The 21,849-nt window shown below is 35.9% G+C and carries 21 protein-coding genes; 4 read left to right on the top strand and 17 right to left on the bottom strand.

The genetic code is table 11. The features are described 5' to 3' along the window. Positions 1–3 precede the first annotated feature (3 nt). The 11 genes from rfbC to IEV52_RS01870 form a co-directional block, all read right to left on the bottom strand. Positions 4–552, bottom strand: a complete 549-nt coding sequence (rfbC, locus tag IEV52_RS01920) for a dTDP-4-dehydrorhamnose 3,5-epimerase (RefSeq protein ID WP_188400842.1) — start codon at positions 550–552, stop codon at positions 4–6. Further along, positions 552–1,448: a glucose-1-phosphate thymidylyltransferase RfbA gene (gene rfbA / locus IEV52_RS01915; protein ID WP_188400841.1), complete on the bottom strand. Its 897-nt coding sequence runs from the start codon at positions 1,446–1,448 to the stop codon at positions 552–554. The genes rfbC and rfbA overlap by 1 nt, the downstream gene beginning before the upstream one ends. Beyond that, positions 1,445–2,623: a beta 1-4 rhamnosyltransferase Cps2T gene (gene cps2T / locus IEV52_RS01910; protein ID WP_188402210.1), complete on the bottom strand. Its 1,179-nt coding sequence runs from the start codon at positions 2,621–2,623 to the stop codon at positions 1,445–1,447. Before cps2T ends, rfbA begins: the two co-directional genes overlap by 4 nt. After that, positions 2,620–4,149, bottom strand: coding sequence for a lipopolysaccharide biosynthesis protein (locus tag IEV52_RS01905; protein ID WP_188400840.1), 1,530 nt, complete (start codon positions 4,147–4,149; stop codon positions 2,620–2,622). The genes cps2T and IEV52_RS01905 overlap by 4 nt, the downstream gene beginning before the upstream one ends. Further along, positions 4,146–5,141, bottom strand: coding sequence for a glycosyltransferase (locus IEV52_RS01900; protein ID WP_188400839.1), 996 nt, complete (start codon positions 5,139–5,141; stop codon positions 4,146–4,148). The genes IEV52_RS01905 and IEV52_RS01900 overlap by 4 nt, the downstream gene beginning before the upstream one ends. A gap of 4 nt (positions 5,142–5,145) precedes the next feature. Continuing rightward, positions 5,146–6,354: a glycosyltransferase gene (locus IEV52_RS01895; RefSeq protein ID WP_188400838.1), complete on the bottom strand. Its 1,209-nt coding sequence runs from the start codon at positions 6,352–6,354 to the stop codon at positions 5,146–5,148. A gap of 83 nt (positions 6,355–6,437) precedes the next feature. Further along, complete coding sequence (locus IEV52_RS01890; protein WP_188400837.1) at positions 6,438–7,109, bottom strand: sugar transferase; 672 nt, start codon at positions 7,107–7,109, stop codon at positions 6,438–6,440. Between the two features lie 226 nt (positions 7,110–7,335). Then, the gene (gene galU, locus IEV52_RS01885; RefSeq protein ID WP_188400836.1) at positions 7,336–8,220 is read right to left on the bottom strand and encodes a UTP--glucose-1-phosphate uridylyltransferase GalU; all 885 of its coding nucleotides are present in this window, start codon (positions 8,218–8,220) and stop codon (positions 7,336–7,338) included. A 26-nt stretch (positions 8,221–8,246) separates the two neighbouring features. After that, the gene (locus tag IEV52_RS01880; RefSeq protein WP_188400835.1) at positions 8,247–9,014 is read right to left on the bottom strand and encodes a tyrosine-protein phosphatase; all 768 of its coding nucleotides are present in this window, start codon (positions 9,012–9,014) and stop codon (positions 8,247–8,249) included. A 153-nt stretch (positions 9,015–9,167) separates the two neighbouring features. Beyond that, positions 9,168–9,869: a CpsD/CapB family tyrosine-protein kinase gene (locus IEV52_RS01875; protein WP_276208334.1), complete on the bottom strand. Its 702-nt coding sequence runs from the start codon at positions 9,867–9,869 to the stop codon at positions 9,168–9,170. Then, positions 9,859–10,605, bottom strand: a complete 747-nt coding sequence (locus IEV52_RS01870) for a YveK family protein (RefSeq protein ID WP_188400833.1) — start codon at positions 10,603–10,605, stop codon at positions 9,859–9,861. The genes IEV52_RS01875 and IEV52_RS01870 overlap by 11 nt, the downstream gene beginning before the upstream one ends. A 239-nt stretch (positions 10,606–10,844) precedes the next feature. Between IEV52_RS01870 and IEV52_RS01865 the strand changes: the two genes are divergently transcribed. The 3 genes from IEV52_RS01865 (at position 10,845) to IEV52_RS01855 (ending at position 14,156) form a co-directional block, all read left to right on the top strand. Next, the gene (locus IEV52_RS01865) at positions 10,845–11,741 is read left to right on the top strand and encodes an LCP family glycopolymer transferase (RefSeq protein WP_188400832.1); all 897 of its coding nucleotides are present in this window, start codon (positions 10,845–10,847) and stop codon (positions 11,739–11,741) included. A gap of 253 nt (positions 11,742–11,994) precedes the next feature. Beyond that, a complete protein-coding gene (locus IEV52_RS01860) occupies positions 11,995–12,297 on the top strand; it encodes a hypothetical protein (protein WP_188400831.1) in 303 nt (100 codons plus the stop codon). Between the two features lie 185 nt (positions 12,298–12,482). After that, positions 12,483–14,156, top strand: coding sequence for a bifunctional metallophosphatase/5'-nucleotidase (locus tag IEV52_RS01855; RefSeq protein WP_229754156.1), 1,674 nt, complete (start codon positions 12,483–12,485; stop codon positions 14,154–14,156). Positions 14,157–14,209: 53 nt separating this feature from the next. Here IEV52_RS01855 and IEV52_RS01850 read toward each other — a convergent pair whose 3' ends face one another. Beyond that, positions 14,210–16,084 carry a SpoIID/LytB domain-containing protein gene (locus IEV52_RS01850; RefSeq protein WP_205724043.1) on the bottom strand — a complete coding sequence of 625 codons (1,875 nt, stop codon included), beginning with the start codon at positions 16,082–16,084 and terminating at the stop codon, positions 14,210–14,212. 385 nt (positions 16,085–16,469) lie between these two features. On the opposite strand from IEV52_RS01850, the gene IEV52_RS01845 reads away from it, so the two are divergent. Then, on the top strand, positions 16,470–17,336 hold the full coding sequence (locus tag IEV52_RS01845; protein ID WP_188400829.1) for an SDR family oxidoreductase: 867 nt from the start codon (positions 16,470–16,472) through the stop codon (positions 17,334–17,336). Positions 17,337–17,534: 198 nt separating this feature from the next. On the opposite strand, the gene IEV52_RS01840 is transcribed toward IEV52_RS01845, so the two are convergent. The 5 genes from IEV52_RS01840 to IEV52_RS01820 all read right to left on the bottom strand — a co-directional run bounded on the left by IEV52_RS01840 (position 17,535) and on the right by IEV52_RS01820 (position 21,848). Further along, a complete protein-coding gene (locus tag IEV52_RS01840; protein WP_229754155.1) occupies positions 17,535–17,996 on the bottom strand; it encodes a hypothetical protein in 462 nt (153 codons plus the stop codon). Between the two features lie 119 nt (positions 17,997–18,115). Then, positions 18,116–20,428, bottom strand: coding sequence for a glycerophosphodiester phosphodiesterase family protein (locus IEV52_RS01835; protein ID WP_188400827.1), 2,313 nt, complete (start codon positions 20,426–20,428; stop codon positions 18,116–18,118). Positions 20,429–20,640: 212 nt separating this feature from the next. After that, a complete protein-coding gene (locus IEV52_RS01830) occupies positions 20,641–20,874 on the bottom strand; it encodes a hypothetical protein (RefSeq protein WP_188400826.1) in 234 nt (77 codons plus the stop codon). Between the two features lie 2 nt (positions 20,875–20,876). Next, positions 20,877–21,206, bottom strand: a complete 330-nt coding sequence (locus tag IEV52_RS01825) for a helix-turn-helix domain-containing protein (RefSeq protein ID WP_188400825.1) — start codon at positions 21,204–21,206, stop codon at positions 20,877–20,879. An 18-nt stretch (positions 21,207–21,224) separates the two neighbouring features. Next, positions 21,225–21,848: a class D sortase gene (locus IEV52_RS01820; RefSeq protein ID WP_188400824.1), complete on the bottom strand. Its 624-nt coding sequence runs from the start codon at positions 21,846–21,848 to the stop codon at positions 21,225–21,227. Position 21,849: the final 1 nt, after the last annotated feature.

Here is a 21,849-nt window from a genome sequence, read left to right as displayed (position 1 = left end):
CTCCTATTTAAAATCGTTATCAGCTTCAGCTAGTATTGGATGCTTGGTATCTTTATCAGAAAGAATTGGACTATGAACAGGCCAGTCAATGTTTAAATGAGGATCATTCCAAGCAATACCACGGTCATGTTCGGATGAATAAAGTTCATCTACCTTGTATTGAACTTCTGTATTTTCTACTAATGTACAGAAGCCATGTGCGAATCCTTTTGGTACTAGCAATTGGCGTTTGTTATCAGCTGTTAAAATAAATCCTTGCCACTGACCATATGTTGGGGAACTTTTGCGAATATCGATGATAACATCATAAATCGCGCCCCTTGTCACCCGAATAAGTTTGGTTTGCGCTGTCGGACTTAATTGATAGTGCATACCTCTCAAGGTACCTGGTTGTTGGGATAAGGAATGATTATCTTGAATAAAATGCATGTCTATTCCATGCTGACTAAACAATTCATTATTATAGCTTTCCATAAAAAAACCACGGTGATCACCGAATACCTTAGGCTCAATAATTACCGCGTCAGAAAACTTGGTTTTTATTATTTTCATTAGTTTGCACCTACCATTTCTTCTAAATAAACTTGATCCACTAAACGTATTAAATACTGTCCATACTCGTTCTTTTTTAATGGCTCTGCAAGTGCATAAAGCTGTTCTTTAGAAATATATCCTTTGCGAAAAGCAATTTCTTCTAGGCAGGCAACTTTTAAACTTTGTCGCTTTTCAACGGTTTCAATAAAAGTTGACGCCTCAAGCAATGATTCATGGGTCCCAGTATCTAGCCATGCAAAACCACGGCCAAGTAACTCAACCTGAAGTTTGCCTCGTCGTAAATATTCCTCATTTACTGATGTAATCTCAAGCTCACCTCGGTTGGATGGTTTAATAGATTTAGCGATTTCTACTATATCCTTATCATAAAAATAAAGCCCCGTAACAGCGTACGTAGACTTTGGCTTCAATGGTTTCTCTTCAATTGAGATTGCTTTTCCTGCTTCGTTAAACTCTACAACTCCAAAACGTTCAGGATCTTTTACATTATAACCAAAGACCGTAGCACCTTCCGAACGACTAGCTGCACGCTCTAGTGTTTTGGTAAATCCATGTCCATAAAAGATGTTATCTCCTAAAACAAGAGCAACAGAATCATTGCTAATAAATTCTTCTCCAATAATAAAAGCTTGGGCCAAGCCATCTGGAGAAGGTTGAACTGCATAACTTAAATTTATACCTAATTCATTACCATTGCCTAATAATTGTTCAAATCTTGGGGTGTCACTCGGAGTTGATATGATTAATATATCACGAATCCCTGCAAGCATTAGAACAGACAGTGGATAATAAATCATTGGTTTGTCGTATATAGGTAATAATTGCTTAGAAACAGACCTCGTTAAAGGATATAATCGAGTTCCACTCCCACCTGCTAAGATAATTCCTTTCATTTTTCCCGCTCCTTATTTAAATTAAGAAATAATGTTTCATAATCATTTACAACCTTTTCCCATGAATATTTATTAATGATGCGCTGTTTAGCTTTTGTGGATAATTTTTTAATTTTTTCATTCTCATAGAAATCCACTTCATTAATTAAATTGGCTAAATTTCCTTTATCCTTATTGAAGTAGACAGCACCATCCGACCCTACTTCTTTGTTAAAAACAACTTCTAAAAGTAAATTTAGATTAGTTGACGCAAGCGCCTCAAGCAAAGATGGATTTGTTCCGCCTACCTCATGACCATGTATATACCCATATGCTTGTTCTCGAATCTTTTTTAACATTTCTTGATCATAAACTGTTCCTACAAATTTAATACGTGGATCATTATTAAAATTGGTACTACTTAATAACTCTTTGTAAAAGCTATTATGCTCAACATTCGAGATAATCACTAAGTCTTTCTTTGAATTAGAAAGCATAAATTCTTTAATCATTAATTCGTAATTATTCTCTGGAACAAATCTCCCTACGATTAAGTAATATTCATTGTATTTCACACCATACTTTTCATACCAATCTAAAAGTTCTGTTGAACTGCTCTCTAATAATTCTGATTCTTTTACAGTAGCTCCATATGCAATAAACGTCGTTTTAGGATTATAAATTGCGTAATCTTCCTGAATATAAGCTTCAATACCTTTGGAATCACATACTAAAAGGTCTGCATGTTTAACCATCAAGCGTTCAGAAGTCCTCCAATATTTTCTAATAAAATAGTTCCATTTACTGCGCTTCCATTCATGACCATCAGGGTTGACAAGTATATGAGCACCTAGTTCTTTTAATTGGTTTTTATAAATACTAAAAAAGGGACCAATACGACATGCTAATACATAAACAATCGCGTTTTGGATCCCTTTTTCCTTAATATATCTTATACATTCTTTAATACTTAAAATGTCATATAAAATCGCCTTTGCACTTCCAATAACAGGAACCTTAATATTAAAGCAGCGAACACCGTTATGATAAAATTCTTTGTTGTCTTCTGTCATACAAGATACATGATATGAAATATTTGCAGAAACTTTCATTTTAGTTAAATACTCAACAAAAGTTTCAAATCCTCCGTATTTTGCAGGAATTCCTTTTGATCCTATAATAAAAACATGTTTCATTTTTTCACCCATTTAAAAGATATTGGTATTTTTAATTCTTTTAAAACTATTAATAAAATTAAATAAATTGCTCCTATGATAATAAAACTAATTATTAAATTTGAAATATCAATGTATACACCACTATTTTCTATTAAAAAGCTATTTTTGAATTTTTCATAAACTAGATATGTCAATAAGATTGCTAACATAATATTACATGTTGATTTACATGGGATATTCCATTTAATTATTTTTCTTGAAGAAATGAAAATGAAAACTGGATAAGTTAAATAAGCTATTAGTGTAGCTATTGCTGCACCAATGAATCCATATTTAGGTATTAACACTAAATTAAGTAGGATATTAACTGTACCGGATAACAACACAAAAAAAAGCATTACTTTTGTTTTGCCTTTAATTTCATGTCCTTTATGGCCATACATAGTAAAGTTCCAAAAAAATATGCCTATTAATATTATAGGAATTATTATTGATCCTTCTCTAAAAGGTTCTCCTAAAAATAAATTAGTTATAATTTCTTTTGTTAAAATCACATAAAGTACTATAGGTGATAAGAGCAATAAATACAAACGACTAAATTTTTTTATAACATTCTCAATTTCTACATCCTCTTTATTATTTGTAGCATTCATTATAATAGGATGTGCAGCAGAAAGAATAGGACTACATACTAAACCTAAACCCACCATAACTAATTGTGAATTTGCAGAATAAATCCCTACTTCCTCCGCTCCTTTAAATATCCCAATTAAATATCTATCTGAAAGAGTTAAGATTGAACTTCCTAAAAACCAACCTATCATAGGAAAACCATAATTAACAAATGAGGCTAAAAAGTTTCTATAATTCTTATTTTTAAATAAATTTTTGTTAATATAAGTTAAATTTAATTCTTTATAAAGAAAGAAATTTGTTATAACTAAAGAAATTAACATCCCTACAAAAACCAGCCCGATTGTTTTAGAAATCAGTAATATAAAAACAATACTAAAAATAAATTTCATTACTGAATTTATTAACTGGTATTTCTTATATTTATTTGCTCTTAAGTCTGATTGAAAAATGGTACTCCCAATAACAAATAGAATTTGAAGTATAAGTATAAAACCTGAAATTATAAATATAGAATCAATTTCAAACTCTAACAATAACCTTGACACTACATATAGAATTAACAGTATTGTTATAATACTGAAAACTAAAACTTGTATTGTGAAAATTAAATATTTATCAAATAATATTATTTTATTTTCTTTTTTATATTGCGGTCTGAATTTTTGAATAGATTGTATAATCCATTGAGATAGAACAGTTGTAAATAATGTAATGGTTGAAATAATAATAGAATAATTACCAAAGTCACTTAATGAAAAGATTCTTGTATATAACATGATTGAAATCACATTTAGTATCGCAGGAAGTATAATTGCAGGAATATATATTATCAGGTCTTTATTGAATTTTTTTATAATGGAATCATTACTACTTTTTTTTACTTCTGTTACTTCATTAACTTCTATCATACAGAAAAGTACCTTTCAAGCTTTCCGTTTTCTCCATTGTTAATAGCCTTCATGATTAATTTAAATCTTGCTTTCTTTTTAAACAAAAGACTTAACGTTAATAAAAGAATAATAACAATCCATTTGTTACACTGATATACATTTATTCTATTTCTTAAATCCTTTTGTTCAAAATATACTCTATTACGAACTCCATAATAAACTCTTTTCTCTTCATCACTAAGTAATAAAGAGATTAAATAAGGCTTTTTATCTTTTAAATACCAAGAATGTTCCAAATCGTAAATACAACTAGTTGGATCCAAATAAATTTTACCTTTACTTTTTATTATTCTATGTGTAAATTCATGATCATCAGCATATAAATAAAATTCTTTATTAGGAAGTCCAATTTTATTAATCAGAGTTTTATGAAAAAAAAAGCCACCATAAGGAGCATAAGGAACTTCTACTAGTTTATTACCTACTCCATAATTAGATTTTTTATTTGATAAAAATATTTTTTTAATTAGTTTTTTAGGTATTTCAGGTAAATGGAATCCAAGAAAACTATTTTTATTTGGAAAAATATTTTTGGCCATTATATCTGAGGCTGCTTGTACATACTCTTTTCTATCATTGCGCAGAGATAACAAACCGATTTTGTCTTCTACCCCTGAAATTTTTTTCCAATTTTCCAATATATTTTCTAGTGCATTATTATTAGGCTTATTATCATCATCCAGAAGCCATATATACTCACTATCTGTTGCAATAGCTGCTTCTATACCTATATGATAACCATATGCTGATCCTAAGTTTTCCTCTAAGTTAATCACTTTAATTCTGTTTGAAATATGAGAAGATAAATTCGAAATATCATTCATTGAATTGTTATTAACAATTATAATATTCTTGATTAAATTATTTTCATTTAAAGATAACAATACTTGATTAAGTAGGTCCCATCTATCCCCATAGGTTACGGTTACAACACATACTGAATCTTCCATTTACTTAATCACCAAACTTTTCTATTATATTAATCATTTCTTGTATCTTATTTTCCCAGTCATGTAACTTAATCTTGTTACTAATCATTTCTTGTGAAAAATTACTATAGGGTTTATAGACCGCGTCGTGTACATAATTACTAAATATTTCATATTCATTAGTAATATATATAATATCTTTAAATTCTTCTGCTGGAGGTATATTAGTGGTGATGACGTGTTTTCCACAAGCTAAGTACTCATATAATTTTAGAGGGTTCATAGACTTAGTGAATTTATTTACTTTATGCGGAATTATACAAGCGTCAAAGTTATTTATATAGTTTGGAATTAAGTCATGATGTACGGCGCCTATAAATTCTACATTTTTATACTTTAATAACTCTTTAAAATATTTAGGTGTTAGAATAGGGCCAACAAAACAAAAATCTATATCGCCATTTTTTTCTATAACATATTTTAACAATTTAACATCAATCCGCTCTTGCATTAAACCAACATAGCCAACTTTTGGCCTTTTATTTTCTATGTTTTTTTGTACGTGATACTTACTAAGATCAATACCATTTGGGATATAATAAGTTTTACCATGACTACTAAACAACTCTGCTTTTATACTTTTTGAGACAGTAAATATAATATTTGAAATATCTTCAATTTCCTTATACTTTTTTTTATAGAATTCTTTATCTCTACCTACTTGGTCATGTTCTATTAAATTATCAATTATGTCATATACCAAATTTCTATTTTTAAATTTATTAACTAACGAACTTCTTGTAATATCACATGACCAAGTTAAATAATTTTTACCTAGTTCAACTATACTAACTGCATAGTTTATTTCTTGTTCTAAAATTTTTGCAAATAATTTATTTCTCTCTAGCCTATTTCCTTTGGGGTTAGGTAGATGGTAAAAGATATCTAACACATAGAGTTTGTTGTTAATCTTGGTTAACTTTGAGAAAGTTCTTTTATACAAGATTTGCTCTGTTAGAGTGTTTATATTTTTAGTTCTTTTAAATAAATAATTTTTCCTATTTTTCAGTAGAAACTCTATATACTTTGGTTGAGTCGACCTATTAATACATAATATCTTGCCAACTTTATTACTTTTAACAAATGTTTTTAAAATATTTGCTTCTCTTGTCCTAAAACCTTCTCGTTTATATGAATTCCAATCTCTCCACGGAAAAAATAATATATTTTTCATGCTTTCATTTCTCCTATTTTAGCTACGAGATTTAGAAAACCAAAACGGTATTCACAGAAAAAGTAGCCCTGTTCTAACAATTATTAGTAAGCATCTTTCGATCCAAGAATTACAACAATTGTTTTAAGAATTATATAAAAATCTACAAAAGTGTTTCTCGATTGTATATATTTCAAATCTAGTTCAACCATTGCTTTAAAACCAACATTATTTCTAGCTGTAACTTGCCATAAACCCGTACAACCAGGAGTTACAAATAAGCGTTGCATATCATACTCAGTGTACTCTTTTACTTCACGTGGAAGTGGCGGGCGTGGCCCAACGAGGCTCATGTCACCTTTTAATACATTCCACAATTGTGGAAGTTCATCTATGCTTGTCTTTCTAATAAACTTCCCGATCTTTATAATTCGGGGATCATCTTTCATCTTAAACATCGCTCCTTCAATTTCATTAAACTGAAGAAGTTCTGTTAACTTTTCTTCTGCATCACTAACCATGGAACGGAACTTGTACATATAAAATTCTTTGCCATCTTTCCCAACACGAATCTGTTTAAAGAAAACAGGTCCTTTTGAATCTTCTTTTTTAATTAGAAACGCTACAATTATAAATAACGGTAATAATAGTATGATTCCAGCTAATGCTCCTACAATATCTATCAATCTTTTACTTGCTTCATAAAAACGATCTTCTTTTATTACGATAGAATGACTCTTTGAATTAGCAATCGTTTGCACTTGTGGGTCTGCCATTGTTGTTCCGTCCCTCCCCTTTATTCATTTTTAATATGTATATGTAAATTAGGGCATCTAACCCTCCCTCACACCACGCTAATGACAACAAAGTGCTAAGGTGGCTTGACACCCACAGCATAGCCGAGTGCCTCCATTGATATAGGTAAGGAGACATCACCTTTTCTTTTCTTAACTACAATTGAACGATTGTTCTGTTTTCTTTAACAAATAAGCTTAATTGTGTTTAATTCTTTAGTTTATATTGCTCAAGCAGGTTTTCTAACTCAGGTAATAGTTGCCTACTAATTTCTTTATCTTTTAGGGCAAAGTCAATCGTTGTCATAATGAATCCAAGCTTTTCTCCAACATCATAACGAGTGCCTTTAAAGTCAAAAGCAAATACTCGTTGATACTGGTTCAATTTTTGAATTGCATCTGTAAGCTGTATTTCTCCACCAGCTCCGATTTGCTGCTCATCCAAGTAATTGAAAATTTCTGGCGTGAGTATGTAACGTCCCATGATTGCCAAGTTTGACGGTGCTGTCCCTTGCTTAGGCTTCTCCACAAAGTTCTTTACACCATATAAGTTGTTAAAGTTACTTGAAGGTTCTATGATTCCATAACGATACGTTTCATTTTCTGGAACCTGTTGAACACCAATAATAGAAGCCGTTGTTTCTTCGTACTTCTCAATTAATTGTCTTAGACAAGGTTTCTCAGCTTGGACGATGTCATCCCCAAGTAGTACGGCAAAAGGCTCGTCCCCAATAAATTTTTTTGCACAATTTACGGCATGACCTAAACCTTTTGGTTCTTTCTGCCGAATATAATGTATATCAGCTAATTTTGAAGACTGTTTTACTTTTTCAAGCAGCTCGAACTTCCCTTTTTCAAACAGGTTCTGTTCAAGTTCAAAAGCATGATCAAAATGATCTTCTATTGCTCGTTTTCCTTTACCGGTAACAATTATGATGTCCTCAATACCTGATTCAACCGCTTCTTCTACGATGTACTGAATGGTGGGTTTGTCCACAATCGGTAACATCTCTTTAGGCATGGCTTTTGTAGCTGGCAGAAAACGGGTCCCTAATCCCGCTGCCGGAATGATTGCTTTTCTAACTTTTTTCATTGTTAAGTAATGACCCCTTTCGAGTATTAAAAAATCCCTAAAAACTTCTTTCTCTTTATATGGGATGGAGGTTCTATTAGTATGCTTTCACCTTTCAACACAAGTTCAGCATTTTCTTGCAAATAATATCTGGTATCGATTCCGTACTGTTTTTGAATCGTTTCGATTGCTTGTATTAGATGGAACCCCCGGCTTGATGTGTTATGAGCATCTGATGCAATAAAGTGTGCCAGATTTGATCTGATTAAATCATGTGAAAAGTTCATGATTTTCTTTCCAAAGTTCCCATTGATGGAACTTGCCGTTACTTGGGTAAGTGCACCATTTGAGATGAAGTTATACAAAAGATCTGGTTTTTCCATGATCTCACTGTTTCTTTCTGGATGAACAATAATAGGATGGTAATTTCTTAGATTTAATTCGTAGAAGATATCTGCTGTATCGTTTGGTACGTGACTAAAAGGAAATTCAATTAGGAAATAGTTCACCTTGTTGTGTAATGGCAATAATAAACCCTGATCAAGGTCTTCTATCAATTCCTTATACAAACGAATTTCCTGTCCTGGTAGGATATGTAGTGGGATTTCTCTTTCAAATAATTCTCGATTTAATTCATCGACTTGCTTCAAAATTAAACTTTTTTCGTTCTCATATCTTCCATTTCGGTGATGTGGAGTGGCATAGAGGTGTGTGATCCCCTCTTTAACCGCTTCTTCAGCCATACGTATGGAATCTTCTAGCGTTTGTGCTCCATCATCAACACCCGGAAGTATATGACTATGTATGTCAATCATAGAACCTGACCACCTCTTAAGGCTAAAGAACCAGCCGGTTTTACGACTAGTTCAATTTGCTTAATTTACCAAATCTAACGCTATATTACCATAGATACAAAATCTTACAACCGACTTTTTTTGTCGAAAAACGGGGAAAACAGTTAATTTTTGTTAATTCGAACCATAATAATAGTAATAATTTTCGTTTCTCATCTCTTTCGCGTTCAGCACTGTACCAATAATCTTCGCATTTGCGTTTTGCAGTAACTCTTTTGCTTTAACCGCTGCTTCAATTTCCGTCTTCCCACTTGAAATGACAAGGATCACGCCATCCACTCGATGCGCTAGCAACTGACCATCTGTTACGGCCATGATCGGTGGCGTGTCGAACAATACATAATCATATAGTGCTCTTGCTTCTTCAATCAGGTGATTCATAGATTTAGAATCTATCAGTTCTGATGGATTCGGTGGAACTGGACCACTTGGCAGAACATCCACGTCAGGAATTTTCGTGGTTACGACTGTGTCTTTCAGCGTTTTTTGACGTGTCAGTACGTTCGTCACGCCATAAATGTTACTCACCTTGAATGTATAGTGAACGGTCGGCTTTCTTAGATCTCCATCAATTAGGAGTACACGTTTCCCTTGCTGGGCAAGAACAACTGCTAAGTTTGCAACTGTTGTCGATTTCCCTTCTCCAGGGCCAGATGATGTAACCATCAACGTCTTTACTTCTTTATCAATGGATGCAAATTGAATATTCGTTCGAATGGTTCGGTATTGCTCTGAAATTGGTGACTTCGGATTAATGTGTGTAATTAAGCTTCTTTGGGTTAAGTCTTGAATGGATTTTCTAAACTTACGACTCAAGAGTTTCACTTCCCATCCGTTTTCTCGCTGCTTTCTTCGATACAGGAGCTTTTTCATCTTCAACTGAGATCTTAGGAATTACACCAAGTATAGGCAACTGAAGAATGTTTTGAATGTCTTCTTCTGTTTTGATCGTGTTATCCAAGTATTCTAATAAGAACGCTAGCCCCACTCCTGCCATTAATCCAACAACTAGTGCAATGGCCATATTCAACAAAGGCTTAGGTTTTACAGGTGATGGATTGTCTTTTAATACAGCTGGGGAAAGTACCTTAACGTTATCTACATTCATGATTTCAGGAACTTCTGCGCTAAATGTCTTGGAGATCGCGTTTGTAATCTTTACGGCTTGAGCAGGATCTTCATCTTCTACAGTTAAGTTAAAGACTTGGGCGTTTTGCTCACTGTTTACGGTGATTTTTTCTGTTAGTTGGTCTGTTGTTAGAGGAAGGTCTAGATCTTGTACGACTTTATCTAAAATGATAGGACTCTTAATGATAACGCTATATGTGTTGATCATCTCGACATTCGTTCGAACTTGGTTCGGGTCGAGCACGGGTTGTTCGCTAGATTTTTGGTTTACTAGAATTTGTGTTGATGCTTGATAAACCGGTGTAAGAATAAAATAAGAGACAATGCCACTAACCGCCACAGCAATTGCTGCAAGTACTGCGATCAACATAAGCCGTTTTCTTAATGTGACGGCAATGTCTTTTAACGAAATCGTTTCTTCCATAAAAAGCCTCCACCTATGTATTGTTTATTGTTAATTTCGTTGTATTATAGCATACTTATTTGTCAAATTAGGTATTTTTTTATAAATATTTGTAAAAGTTGGGTTTTAATTAACATTATTCCAACATAATTATTACATTGTGTAATATGAAAGTTAAATTAGAATATTCAATTATATTACCGCATGTTATACTCTCTGGTAGAGTAATAATTTTACAGAAGAAAGAAGCGATCGAATATATGAAGAAGTTTCTTATTGTCGTAGGAATTCTAGTAGGACTCGTTGCTGTAGGAGTCGGCGGCTATGCGTATTATCTCTACGATACGGCCAAAGATGCTGTAAATGGTATGCACGAAAAAGTAGAAACAGACAAGCCAAAGCCTATCGTTACCGGTGAAAAGAAAGATTTGAAGCCAATTTCCATTATGTTGCTGGGAGTAGACGAGCGCGAAGGTGACAGAGGTCGATCTGATACGATGATCGTCATTGCCATTGATCCTAAAGAGGAAAAAATGCTGATGTTTAACATCCCGCGTGATACACGAACAGAGATCATTGGGAAAGGTTATGATGACAAGATCAACCATGCTTATGCTTTCGGCGGAACACAAATGGCGATGGATACGGCTGAAAATTTCTTAGATACCCCTATTGATTATTATGTAAAGGTCAATATGGAATCGTTTAGAGACATCGTCAATGCTGTCGGAGGTGTAGAAGTAGATAACCCAAAAGCATTTGATTATGAAGGTTATTCGTTCCCAGCTGGTAAACAAGAATTGGACGGAAAGGCAGCACTTGCTTATTCACGCATGAGATATGAAGACACGAAAGGTGATCTTGGGCGAAACGATCGGCAGCGTCAAATCATTACATCTATTATAGATAAAGGTGCTAGTGTTTCTTCTATTACAAAGTTTGATAACATCTTAGACATCTTAGGAGAGAATGTTAAAACAAACATGACATTTGAAGAGATGAAAGACATTCAGAAGAACTACAAAGGTGCTCGCCACAACATTGCGTCTACTGAATTTAAGAGTACAGGTAAGATGATCGACGGTACGTGGTATGGTATTGTAGATGAAACCGAACAAGAGCGTGTACAAAACTTATTAAAAGAATATCTAAATTAACAAGAAAATAGAACCAGACCTTAAAAAGGTCTGGTTTTTTCTATACTTTTCTAATGTAATAAATTCTTGTCATATATTGATGAAAAATGTATATAAATCGTTATATTTTTAGAATATGTAATAATTTACGTTATTTTAGTAAAATGATACTATTTTTAATATTTCGACAAATTACCTTATTTTACACCCATTACCATTTTTACAGGAATATGATACCATTTCTTTAGTAGGATTTAATAGGGAGGTATCTTCATTGTCTACAATTTCGGTTTTGATGGTTGAGCCCGCTAAACGCCCGTCCATTGTATCTATCGAAAATGATTTGAGAACGTTCGAAAACATCGTAAACGGTCCACTCGATATGCAGCCCTTTTACCGCTCACCTTACAAGATTGTGTGTAACGTTGATAATGGATATGACCTTACATATGGAAAACGCAAACCAAAAGACAGTTTCTTCATTGTAAAGCATGACGGAGAATTTCATGGCATCGACCGAGCAGAAGCGGAAGAAGTTCGGGAACATTTAAAAGAAAAAATGAAAAAGTGGAAGTAAGGAGAAGTCAGCCAGTGGGTTGGCTTTTTATTTGTAGTCCATTAGGAGCGCTCCTTAAAAATGCAATAACCTATTGAACTACTATTTTTACAATTTTTTATTATATTTCGACAAATTCCGCTTTTCCCAGTATTTTTCTTTTGCTATATTTAATAAGTATGACAAATTGAAAGGATTGTGATGAGATGTCAGTTAAACAAACGTTTAAAAGATTACTAGTTAGTTCACTTGCTGTTGGGGTTATCTCTTCCCCGTTGGCAATGCCTGCTTCAGTAGATGCACAAACAAATTCTTCTAAGGATAAAACGTTCAACCTGTCTCTTATGCATACAAATGATTCACACGCTCGTTTAGATAATGTAGCGAAAAAAGTTACAGCTGTTAAAGAAGTTCGTGCAGCAAAGCCAGATGCCCTATTACTTGATGCGGGTGACGTATTCTCTGGAACGCTTTACTTTAACGAGTTCAAAGGACAAGCAGATCTTGAGTTTATGAATCTTATGGACTATGACCTTATGACATTCGGAAACCATGAGTTCGACCTTGGTTCAAGCCCTGAAGGCCACCAAGCATTAGCTGACTTTGTTAAGAATGCTGAGTTTCCTTTTGTAAGTTCAAATGTGAACTTCTCAAAAGATCCTTTGTTAAAGCCTCTATATAAAGGATATTCAATTAATCCAAAAGACGGAAAAATCTATTCATCTGTTGTAAAGAGAGTAAACGGCGAAAAAGTTGGGTTTATCGGACTAACAACAGAAGAAACAGCTGACATCTCAAGCCCTGAAAACGTTGTAATTGAAAACTACATTAAAGAAGCGACAAAAGAAGTACGTTTGCTGCAGCTTCTTGGCGTGAATAAAATCGTTGCTATTACTCACCTTGGATATGATGACAATCCAGAGTATGACAACGATCTAGAACTAGCAAAATATGTTGATGGCATCGACATCATCGTTGGGGGACACAGCCACACACAGTTAAACGCTCCTTATGTTGTTTCAAATGATGAGAACGGAGCTGCCAAAGATCCAACAGTTATCGTACAAGCTTATCAATATAGTGATTTCTTAGGTACGCTTGACGTTACGTTCGACAAAAAAGGTAAAGTAGTTGGACAAGCCGGACAGTTGATCAAGATTGCTGATAGAGCAGCTGATCCAGAAGCAGCTGAACTTTTAAAGAAATATTCCAGCAAGATCGACGAGTTAAAGAATAAGCCGACTGGTGCAACTGCTGAAAAAGCATTAGAAAATCCTCGCTCAAGCGATGTTGGTCCAAGTGTTCGCAGCAACGAAACACCACTTGGTAACTTAATCACAGACGGTATGCTGGATAAAGCTAAAGAATTTAATCCGAATGTAGTGATGGCCTTCCAAAACGGTGGCGGAATCCGTGCGCCAATCGACCAGGGTGAGATCACATATGGAGATGTATTGACTACACTGCCATTCGGTAACACACTTGCAACGATGAAATTAACAGGTGCAGAGATTAAACAAGCCCTTGAGCACAGTGTGAGTCAATCTCCTAAGGAAAGTGGCGGCTTCCTGCACGTGTCTGGGATGAAGTTTAAATATGACAGCACAAAAGCTGCTGGCAGCCGTGTTGTTTCTATGGAAGTGAAGAATGCAGATGGCACGTATACAGCGATCGATACGGCTAAGGAATATGTAATCGCAACGAACGCCTTTACAGCTAAAGGCGGAGACGGATATACGGTATTCGCAAATGCATACAACCAAGGCCGCGTGACAGACTTAGGTGCATCTGATTGGGAGAACCTTCGTGACTATGTAGCGAAATTGGTTACTGTTAACCCGCAAGTAGAAGGACGTATTGTGGATGTAGCAAGACCATAAAAGGTGTAAAAGTAAAAGCTCTTTAGAGGGATAACCTCCAAAGAGCTTTTTTATTATTTATTGATCCACAGCACTTGTTCTGCTTTCTCCTCATAGTTGGATGTCGATAAGCCGGTCTGTTTAAGGAAAGCTAGAGGTACATAGATTCTGTTGTAATACTTTTCTGGTTTTGCTGTCAGCAATATCTTTTTGCCATTAACCGTTGCGTACTTGCTGAGGTGTGATGCAACAACCTTACGCGTCCCATCAACGACAGTAAAGTTAGATGAAGTCGAGCTCAACTTCATCTTATAACGACTCGCTAATCCAGGCATTGGTACATATAACGTATTGTTTTTAGATACGATTGTGCCTAAGTAGAGGATCTGCCCTGATGTGATAGGTGTGATCTCCTTCTTATACGAAATGGTTTGGTGGATGTCTACATAGTGCTCATTAATGTATCCAGTGATCGTTCCTGTTTTCACCTTAAACATTACACCTGATTTACCGACTACTGTTACACTCTGGCCCAGCTTTCCTTTTGAAATAACTTCACCAGATGGTGTTTTGCGTATATTTGTTCCTTCATAATTAATCGTACCCTTGACTTGTAAAGCAGTGGTTGGAATAATTGTTGATCTGTCATTTGTGATGGTTGTACCAGGATAATAGAATGCTAGGATCTCACGGAATCCTTTACCACTGTTACTCATTTTATTTGCCCCGGTTTGGCTCATCCCTACGCCATGGCCGTTTCCTAAAGCCGTTATTTTGTATTCAGAAGTCGTCGTAACGAATGATGTAACAAAGGTGCTATTTAACTCAACGGCAAATCTAAACTGATCACCTGTTAACGTAACTTTCTCGCTAAACTTTTTAGCTTCGCCTTTCTCATCTGTAACGACTTTTCCAGATGCATCCTTCTTTATATATGTGAAGGTTACGTCCGCACGCTTTACCCTTTTACCTTCAGTTCTCTCATCAGATATCGTGAACGACGTAACGTCTACTACTTTAGCTTCTTCAGTAGGAATCGCCATTCTCTTTACTTGTGTAGCAAATTTACTGTTTACTTCTACATTATTTGGGCTGTCCCACCAAGCTGTAGGATTATTTACATCTAGCCCTAATAGTGAAACTTGTGTTTTAGATACCGATCTGCTGTATAGTGGTTTCTCATCATACGGATCGACTTTTGCAGGGTAATAAGGTAAGTTAACCGTGTTTCCCCCCGGCCAAGCACCTAAATTAGTTTCAGTATGACCTCCATTTGATGAATAATAAGTCGCATCAATCGTTTTTCCGTTGTATGTTAGCACTTTTCCTGCAGTCTCATAAGTAGCCTTAATAAAATCGTGAAACTCAGGACTATAGCCTACATAACGTTGGAAAGAAGTCGTGTCATTGATTAGATTACGACTAAGCGCATAAGTAACGTAAGATCTTGCCGCTATCGCCTGAGCACGCATCGCGTGGATATGGAAGTTCCCATGTAACTCTCCAGGAAGAACACCCTGTACATACTCTTCTAAAGGAAGAACATTGACAGGTCTGATGTACTTAAACCCCTCTATCCTGAAGTTCATCGTTCCCATATACGATCTTTTTACTTTACCGTTTAGTGTAGTAAGGTGACTTGGTGATACACTCGCTGGTTGTAATGAAAGATTTGAGCGTCTTGTAATTAATTTACTTCCATCATACAGTTCTAAGTAACCATTCTCTACTTTTACCGTATAGGTCTTGCCTGCTAGTAAACTTTCTCCACTAATGACTTCCGTAAATGATCCTTTTAGCGAAAATGTTAGTGTTGTAAGATTAACTATTTCCTCTTTTAGAGTAACAGGTACAATCATGTCCGCCGCTTCAGCTACATTCTTGTTCTGTACAGAAAATGAGCTTATGAGAAGCAACATAACAACTAACAGTATTATTCTTTTTATCATTTCGCACCAACTTATCCTATTATTTACAATTTACAAAATATAGTATATCAGAATAAGTGACTGGTAGACTAATAGATTTTTGTATTTTATACGTCCAGCCAGTTATATCTTGAAACTGGCAGATTCGACTTGTTCTCTCTCTCTTTTCAGCACTCAGCATCATTGTTAAGGTTCCATAAAAATATTGCATAAAACTTGTTTTGATTTTCCAGTGCTCTCTCAACTTTCTTCCTCCCTTTCATTGACTCATCTATAAGTTTTTTTAAAAGGAGAAAAAGAGCCATTGTTAGGAAAAAAAATTTTATTAAGGCAAGCAACGATGTTTATTCCAATGTGAGATGGGAAGAAAAGAGTTATGAAAGAATAATAAGGAGTGATGTATGTAATGTCTAATCAAGAACATCCAAAAGGACAACCCGCTCAGCATCAAGACCAGCAGCCTGGTGTTGAATCGGAAATGACCCCAAGGCCGCAATCGGAAAGCCCTACGTATAAGGGAAGTGGAAAATTAAAAGGTAAATCCACGCTGATTACGGGTGGTGACAGTGGGATTGGTAAAGCAGCTGCCATTGCGTTTGCAAAGGAAGGCGCGAATGTAGCGATCGTTTATTTGGAAGAATCTGGTGACGCAGAGGAAACGAAGAAGCAAATCGAACAAGAAGGCGTGAAATGCTTACTTATACGAGGTGATATTGGAGATGAGTCGTTCTGTGAGCAGGCCATACGTGATGTTGTAGGTTCATTCGGTGGACTAGACATTCTTGTGAACAATGCCGCGGAACAGCATCCACAGCAGAACTTTGAAGATATTACCGCGGAACAGCTTGAGAAAACATTCCGTACGAATATTTTCTCTATGTTCCACTTAACAAAGGCTGCTCTTCCTCATTTGAAGCAAGGAAGCAGCATCATCAATACAGCATCTATCACAGCTTATCAAGGACATCCAGAACTGATCGACTACGCTTCTACAAAAGGCGCAATTGTGTCGTTTACCCGCTCTTTGTCGAATAACCTTGTGAAGAAGGGAATTCGTGTAAACGGCGTAGCACCAGGACCAATCTGGACACCGCTTATCCCGTCAACGTTTACAGCTGATAAAGTAGAGCAGTTCGGAAAAGATACACCGATGGGCCGTCCGGGACAGCCAGAAGAATTGGCACCAGCTTATGTGTACTTAGCGAGTGAGGATTCTTCCTATGTTTCAGGGCAGATGATTCATATTAATGGTGGTAAGGTCGTAAACGGATAGATTAAGAAACAAATAAAAAACAAACTGGCTTAATAGTGAAGGAATGGTACACTTTTAAGCCAGTTTTCTTAAATGTTGCGACTATGAAATGACCTTCTATCCACTTATCTTCCTTTAAAATTAAAAAGCCAACTCGCACAAAACAAGTTGGTCTGAAACGTTTGTTTAAAAATAGGTGCAAGCTGCATCCTAGTATTTTTAATAAATAACAGTATCCCTTGCCGTACCATCTGATAACAATCGATATTCGTGTATCCTTTCATCGGTTTCATCCACATAGTAAGCAGCTAAAGATGATACCGTCTTACTTTCTTCATCCCACTTAATAAACACAATAAGCTCTATCCATTTACTTTGCAGACCGTTTAAATCAACTTCATCTGTATCGGATTTAAATTTATATCCTTCGATTGTATCAATATCATATCTCCACATGGAGCTGTTATCCATACCTCCTTTAACTTTCGTGTATGATCCACCCATTATGCTTTTTACTTCTTTTTCAGACTGTCCAATCTTAAGTTTCGTTTTTAATTCATCTAAACTTATATGATTTTCAGATGCTTGTACTGTGACAGAATCTCTTACAAGTGATGTATTAACTACACCACCCAGCATAATCATTGAGAATAATAATACTGCAATCAGAAATCGTTTCATCAATTAATCCTCTCCTTTATTTTGGTTATTTATTAGACGAAACAGATGGTTCATGGGTTTCACTCTGTTTGTGTAACTAAGAAAGAAAAAACCGGCCAATACAGCCGGTTTTTGTTTTGTTATTTCACCGTCACTTCGATCGGTTCTGAGACTAAATTCCACTCTTCACTAAGCATTGTAAACGTATGTTTAACAAATACTTGTGCTGTACCAGGTGCAACGGCTTCAATGGTATTACCGTTTACTCGAACAACGCCATTATCATCTGCTGTAAAAAGTTCAGTCTCGACATTTTCACGCTGATCCACACGGTAACTCACCTTTGCCTTCGCTTGAACTTCATGTGCCTTTCCAACATTTAAATTGAGTTTTTTAATCGGTGTTTCCAATTGAATTGGTGAAGCAGTCAGCCACTGAGTATAGTCTGTGATGGGGCCAATAAGGCCTTCCTTCAGCTTATCCGCAAACGGCTCTTCTCCACGGAACGTCCAATGCATGCTCATCTGCCCTCGCTGACGCATGTATTTAATGAACTCTGCATACACCGTACCGTAGCTTGCGTTCAGCGTAACGTCATTGGTTGTCCCATAGTCAACCATCTTCTTGGCGTTCTTCAGCTTAGCATCTATCGTTCCTGGAACAGAAGCAGAGAAGAGGTAGCCAATCGGCAGCTCTGGGGCGATCTCATTCATGAGCTGCATGCTGTCGAGATAAAAACTCTGCATAGAAACCTGGTCCATCATACCTTCACTCTTGATTTCATCAATCACTTGCTGTTCAATGCCATGGTCTTTTAATTCAACTAATAGTACTACATCTTTCCCTTTGAATTCTTGAAGGAATTCTTTGAATGTCGGTACTTTTTCACCAGTAAATTTCTCGTCATATTTAATTCCTGCATCAAGCTGACGAATCTCTTCTAATGTTAACTGATCAACTGCTCCAGTACCGTTTGTTGTTCTATCGACTGTATTGTCATGCATGATAACCAAATGTCCATCCTTCGTACGCTGCACATCGGTTTCGATCTGATCTGCGCCTAGATCAAACGCCATTTTGTAACTGATTATCGTATTCTCTGGAGTTTGAGATGGAACTCCACGGTGAGCAGCCACGATTGGACGTTGAATTATTGTTTTTTCAGGATACTGACTGAATGCTTTTACTGCATTCGCTGGCTGATTCGTTACGATCCCATCTACCCCTAAGTGAATGAGCTCATGCGTATCAGCCATCGTATCTCCACCGATCCCCCAAACCGAGACCATTCGGTTATGCAGATAATACACGTTATCCGCTGTCAGCTGTTTAAGCGGAAGCATCACCATCTTACTGCCGCTCTCGTGAACATCTTCCACGATCTGCTGCAGGTCATGCTTGTTTAATGCGCTGTTATCATAGAAAAGTCCACCGCGAATTCGAGGATTCAATTTTTTAATGGATGTAATGATTTCTTTGTTGCTTGATACGACTTGAACATCCGACGTGGATGTCTCGTTCAAAGCGGCAACTACCGCTTCTTCTATCCCAGCTTGTTCTATATGTAATACTGGAATCTTCTTCGCTTTCAATAGATTTAATTGATCATTTAAGAGCTTTCCATTTGCGTACATCTTTCCGTCTCTATTCTCCACTTTTAAAAGAGCCGATCCGGTCTTAACGTTGTAATTTGTAACAGCAGGTCCCTCAATAAGTGTTGGTGCATTAATCATTTTAGTTGGTGCCTCTTCTGGCAGTAATACACCTGAACTTGGAACCGGAGGCAGTTCACCGCTGAACGAAGTTAACTTTACATTATCGTATTGAACGGTTGATCCATTCGCCTGAAAGCCAATATCTCCGTTCAACCATTTAGATGCTCCTGCCGTATCGACAACAAGCTCACCATTCACATATTGCTGTACGCGATTCTTACTTGCGATTACTTTTAAACGATAGCTTTTGTTGTACTCAAAGTTCTCCTTATAAAAGTTTGTTTCCGTTACGTTCCAAGCATTCTTTTCTGTACGCTCCGCAAACTCCAATCCATTTAGGGCTGATGTACCACGTCTAACCGCAAACTGATAATACGGATAGTTCTCATTTTGCGCACGATATATGATAGATGCCCAGCGTGTATCTTCAACAGCTGAAATAAACGTCATGTCTGCTTCAAACACATAGTTACCGTTGTTATCATCCGGCAGCGCCGCAACAATTCGTGCAGGTTTACTGGAAGATGCGGAACTAAGTACAAGCTTCCCATCCTGCACCTTTCCTTGACCCTCAACCACTTTCCAGCCATTCGGCAGTGCTCCGTTCTGGATACCATCAAAAGATTCGTTTACCATGACCTTTTCATTCGCTTTTACTTCGCTTGAGATCTGTGGAACAACAATGCTTAGGGCTAAAGTAGATGTAACGAACAGATGACGCCATGAATGATGTTTCATGTTAAAATACTCCCTCCTATAAGGAAAAATAGATCTATAAACCTCTTTAATCCTAGCAGGTACTTAGAGAGACTGGTTTTAAGATTTTGTTAATCTTTGGTATCGTTGTGTAAATAAGAAGATAAAAAAGAGAAGGAAAATTGAAGTATCCAAGTTCTTAGAATGTTATTGGACAATAAAAAACCAACACCTTTAGTAAGGTCTTGGCTTGTTTATACACTTTGATCATAGGTGGTTTGTAATTCCTTATAGTGATAGTGAATAATCTTAGATGTGTTCCACCGTTTTTCCATCAGATTTAATTTGTTCTTTACATAATCAAAAGGAGCTCTGCCTTGATACTCATTTTCTAAATAAATTTCACATTCGTTATTCCCTTTATACACGATTTTTAATAGATGTCCATTGAGATGACAGATGTATAACCCATCGCCTAAGCGAATCACGTCTACACTCCTTCCTTAATAGAACGTTTCCATGCCTCATAAGCTAAAAAAGCACGGATTTCTTCCTTGTCTAGTCCGATCTCTCTTGCTTGAGCAACAAGCTCTACCCATTCGGGATCAAGTATTTCAACTTGAATATCTAACAATTGCTCCACAGGAACCTCCAATGCTTTAGATATTTTTTGAATCATATGCGCAGATGGATTGGTTTTATGACTTTCGATGCCGCTTAAGTAACTTTTTGAAATACTTGCTTTTGCTGCAAGTCTTGATAAACTCATTTGTTTCAATAAACGATACTTTTTAATTTGTAAACCTAGTTTATTATTCACATATAACAACTTCCTTTGCTATAAAACCTCCTCTTTTTGCAGAACGGCCTTTACAATGTAACGATGTGTTGGATTTTTCATAGGATGACAAGTTATTAATGTAATCACACTTTGGTTCTTGTGGTTTTGGAGGACTGATAAATCAGTAGGTTTTACGAGTAGTTTTTCAGTTATTTTGTAGGTGAGCTTCTTATGATTGGTTTCAACTTTAATAAGGTCACCTGTTTTGACTTCAGTTAGACGGTTAAACTGTTTACCATAGGTGTAACTGCGATGTGCAGCAATGGCAGCATTACCGGGTTCGCCTATTGGAGCCGTTCCTTTTAGATGACCTGCAGCCACTTTTAAATTTTGTTGAGAAGCACCTTCCATGATTGGGATAGTCAGGTCGATTTGGTTGATTGTGAGCTTACCCAGTATGTTAGGTTTGCTTGAAAAATCTGATGCATTTTTAGGGCGAGTTTTTTCTGTAAAAACATTATCCAGCTGTTGGTAGCTCTGTTGGATCAAAGAACCTTCAGCAGAAGATTCCCAGTCTTCCAACAGCTGTTGTTCTTGATAGGAGTAATACATGCTTTTTGCTTTTGGATAAAACATGGTAGAAACACCTGCAACAATTAACAAATATGCAAACCACTTCATC

Source organism: Fictibacillus barbaricus, assembly GCF_014635025.1.
GTDB classification, from domain to species: Bacteria; Bacillota; Bacilli; order Bacillales; family Fictibacillaceae; genus Fictibacillus; species Fictibacillus barbaricus.
The sequence above is the reverse complement of the archived record's forward strand: the minus strand, read 5'-3'. Positions and strand labels throughout refer to the sequence as shown.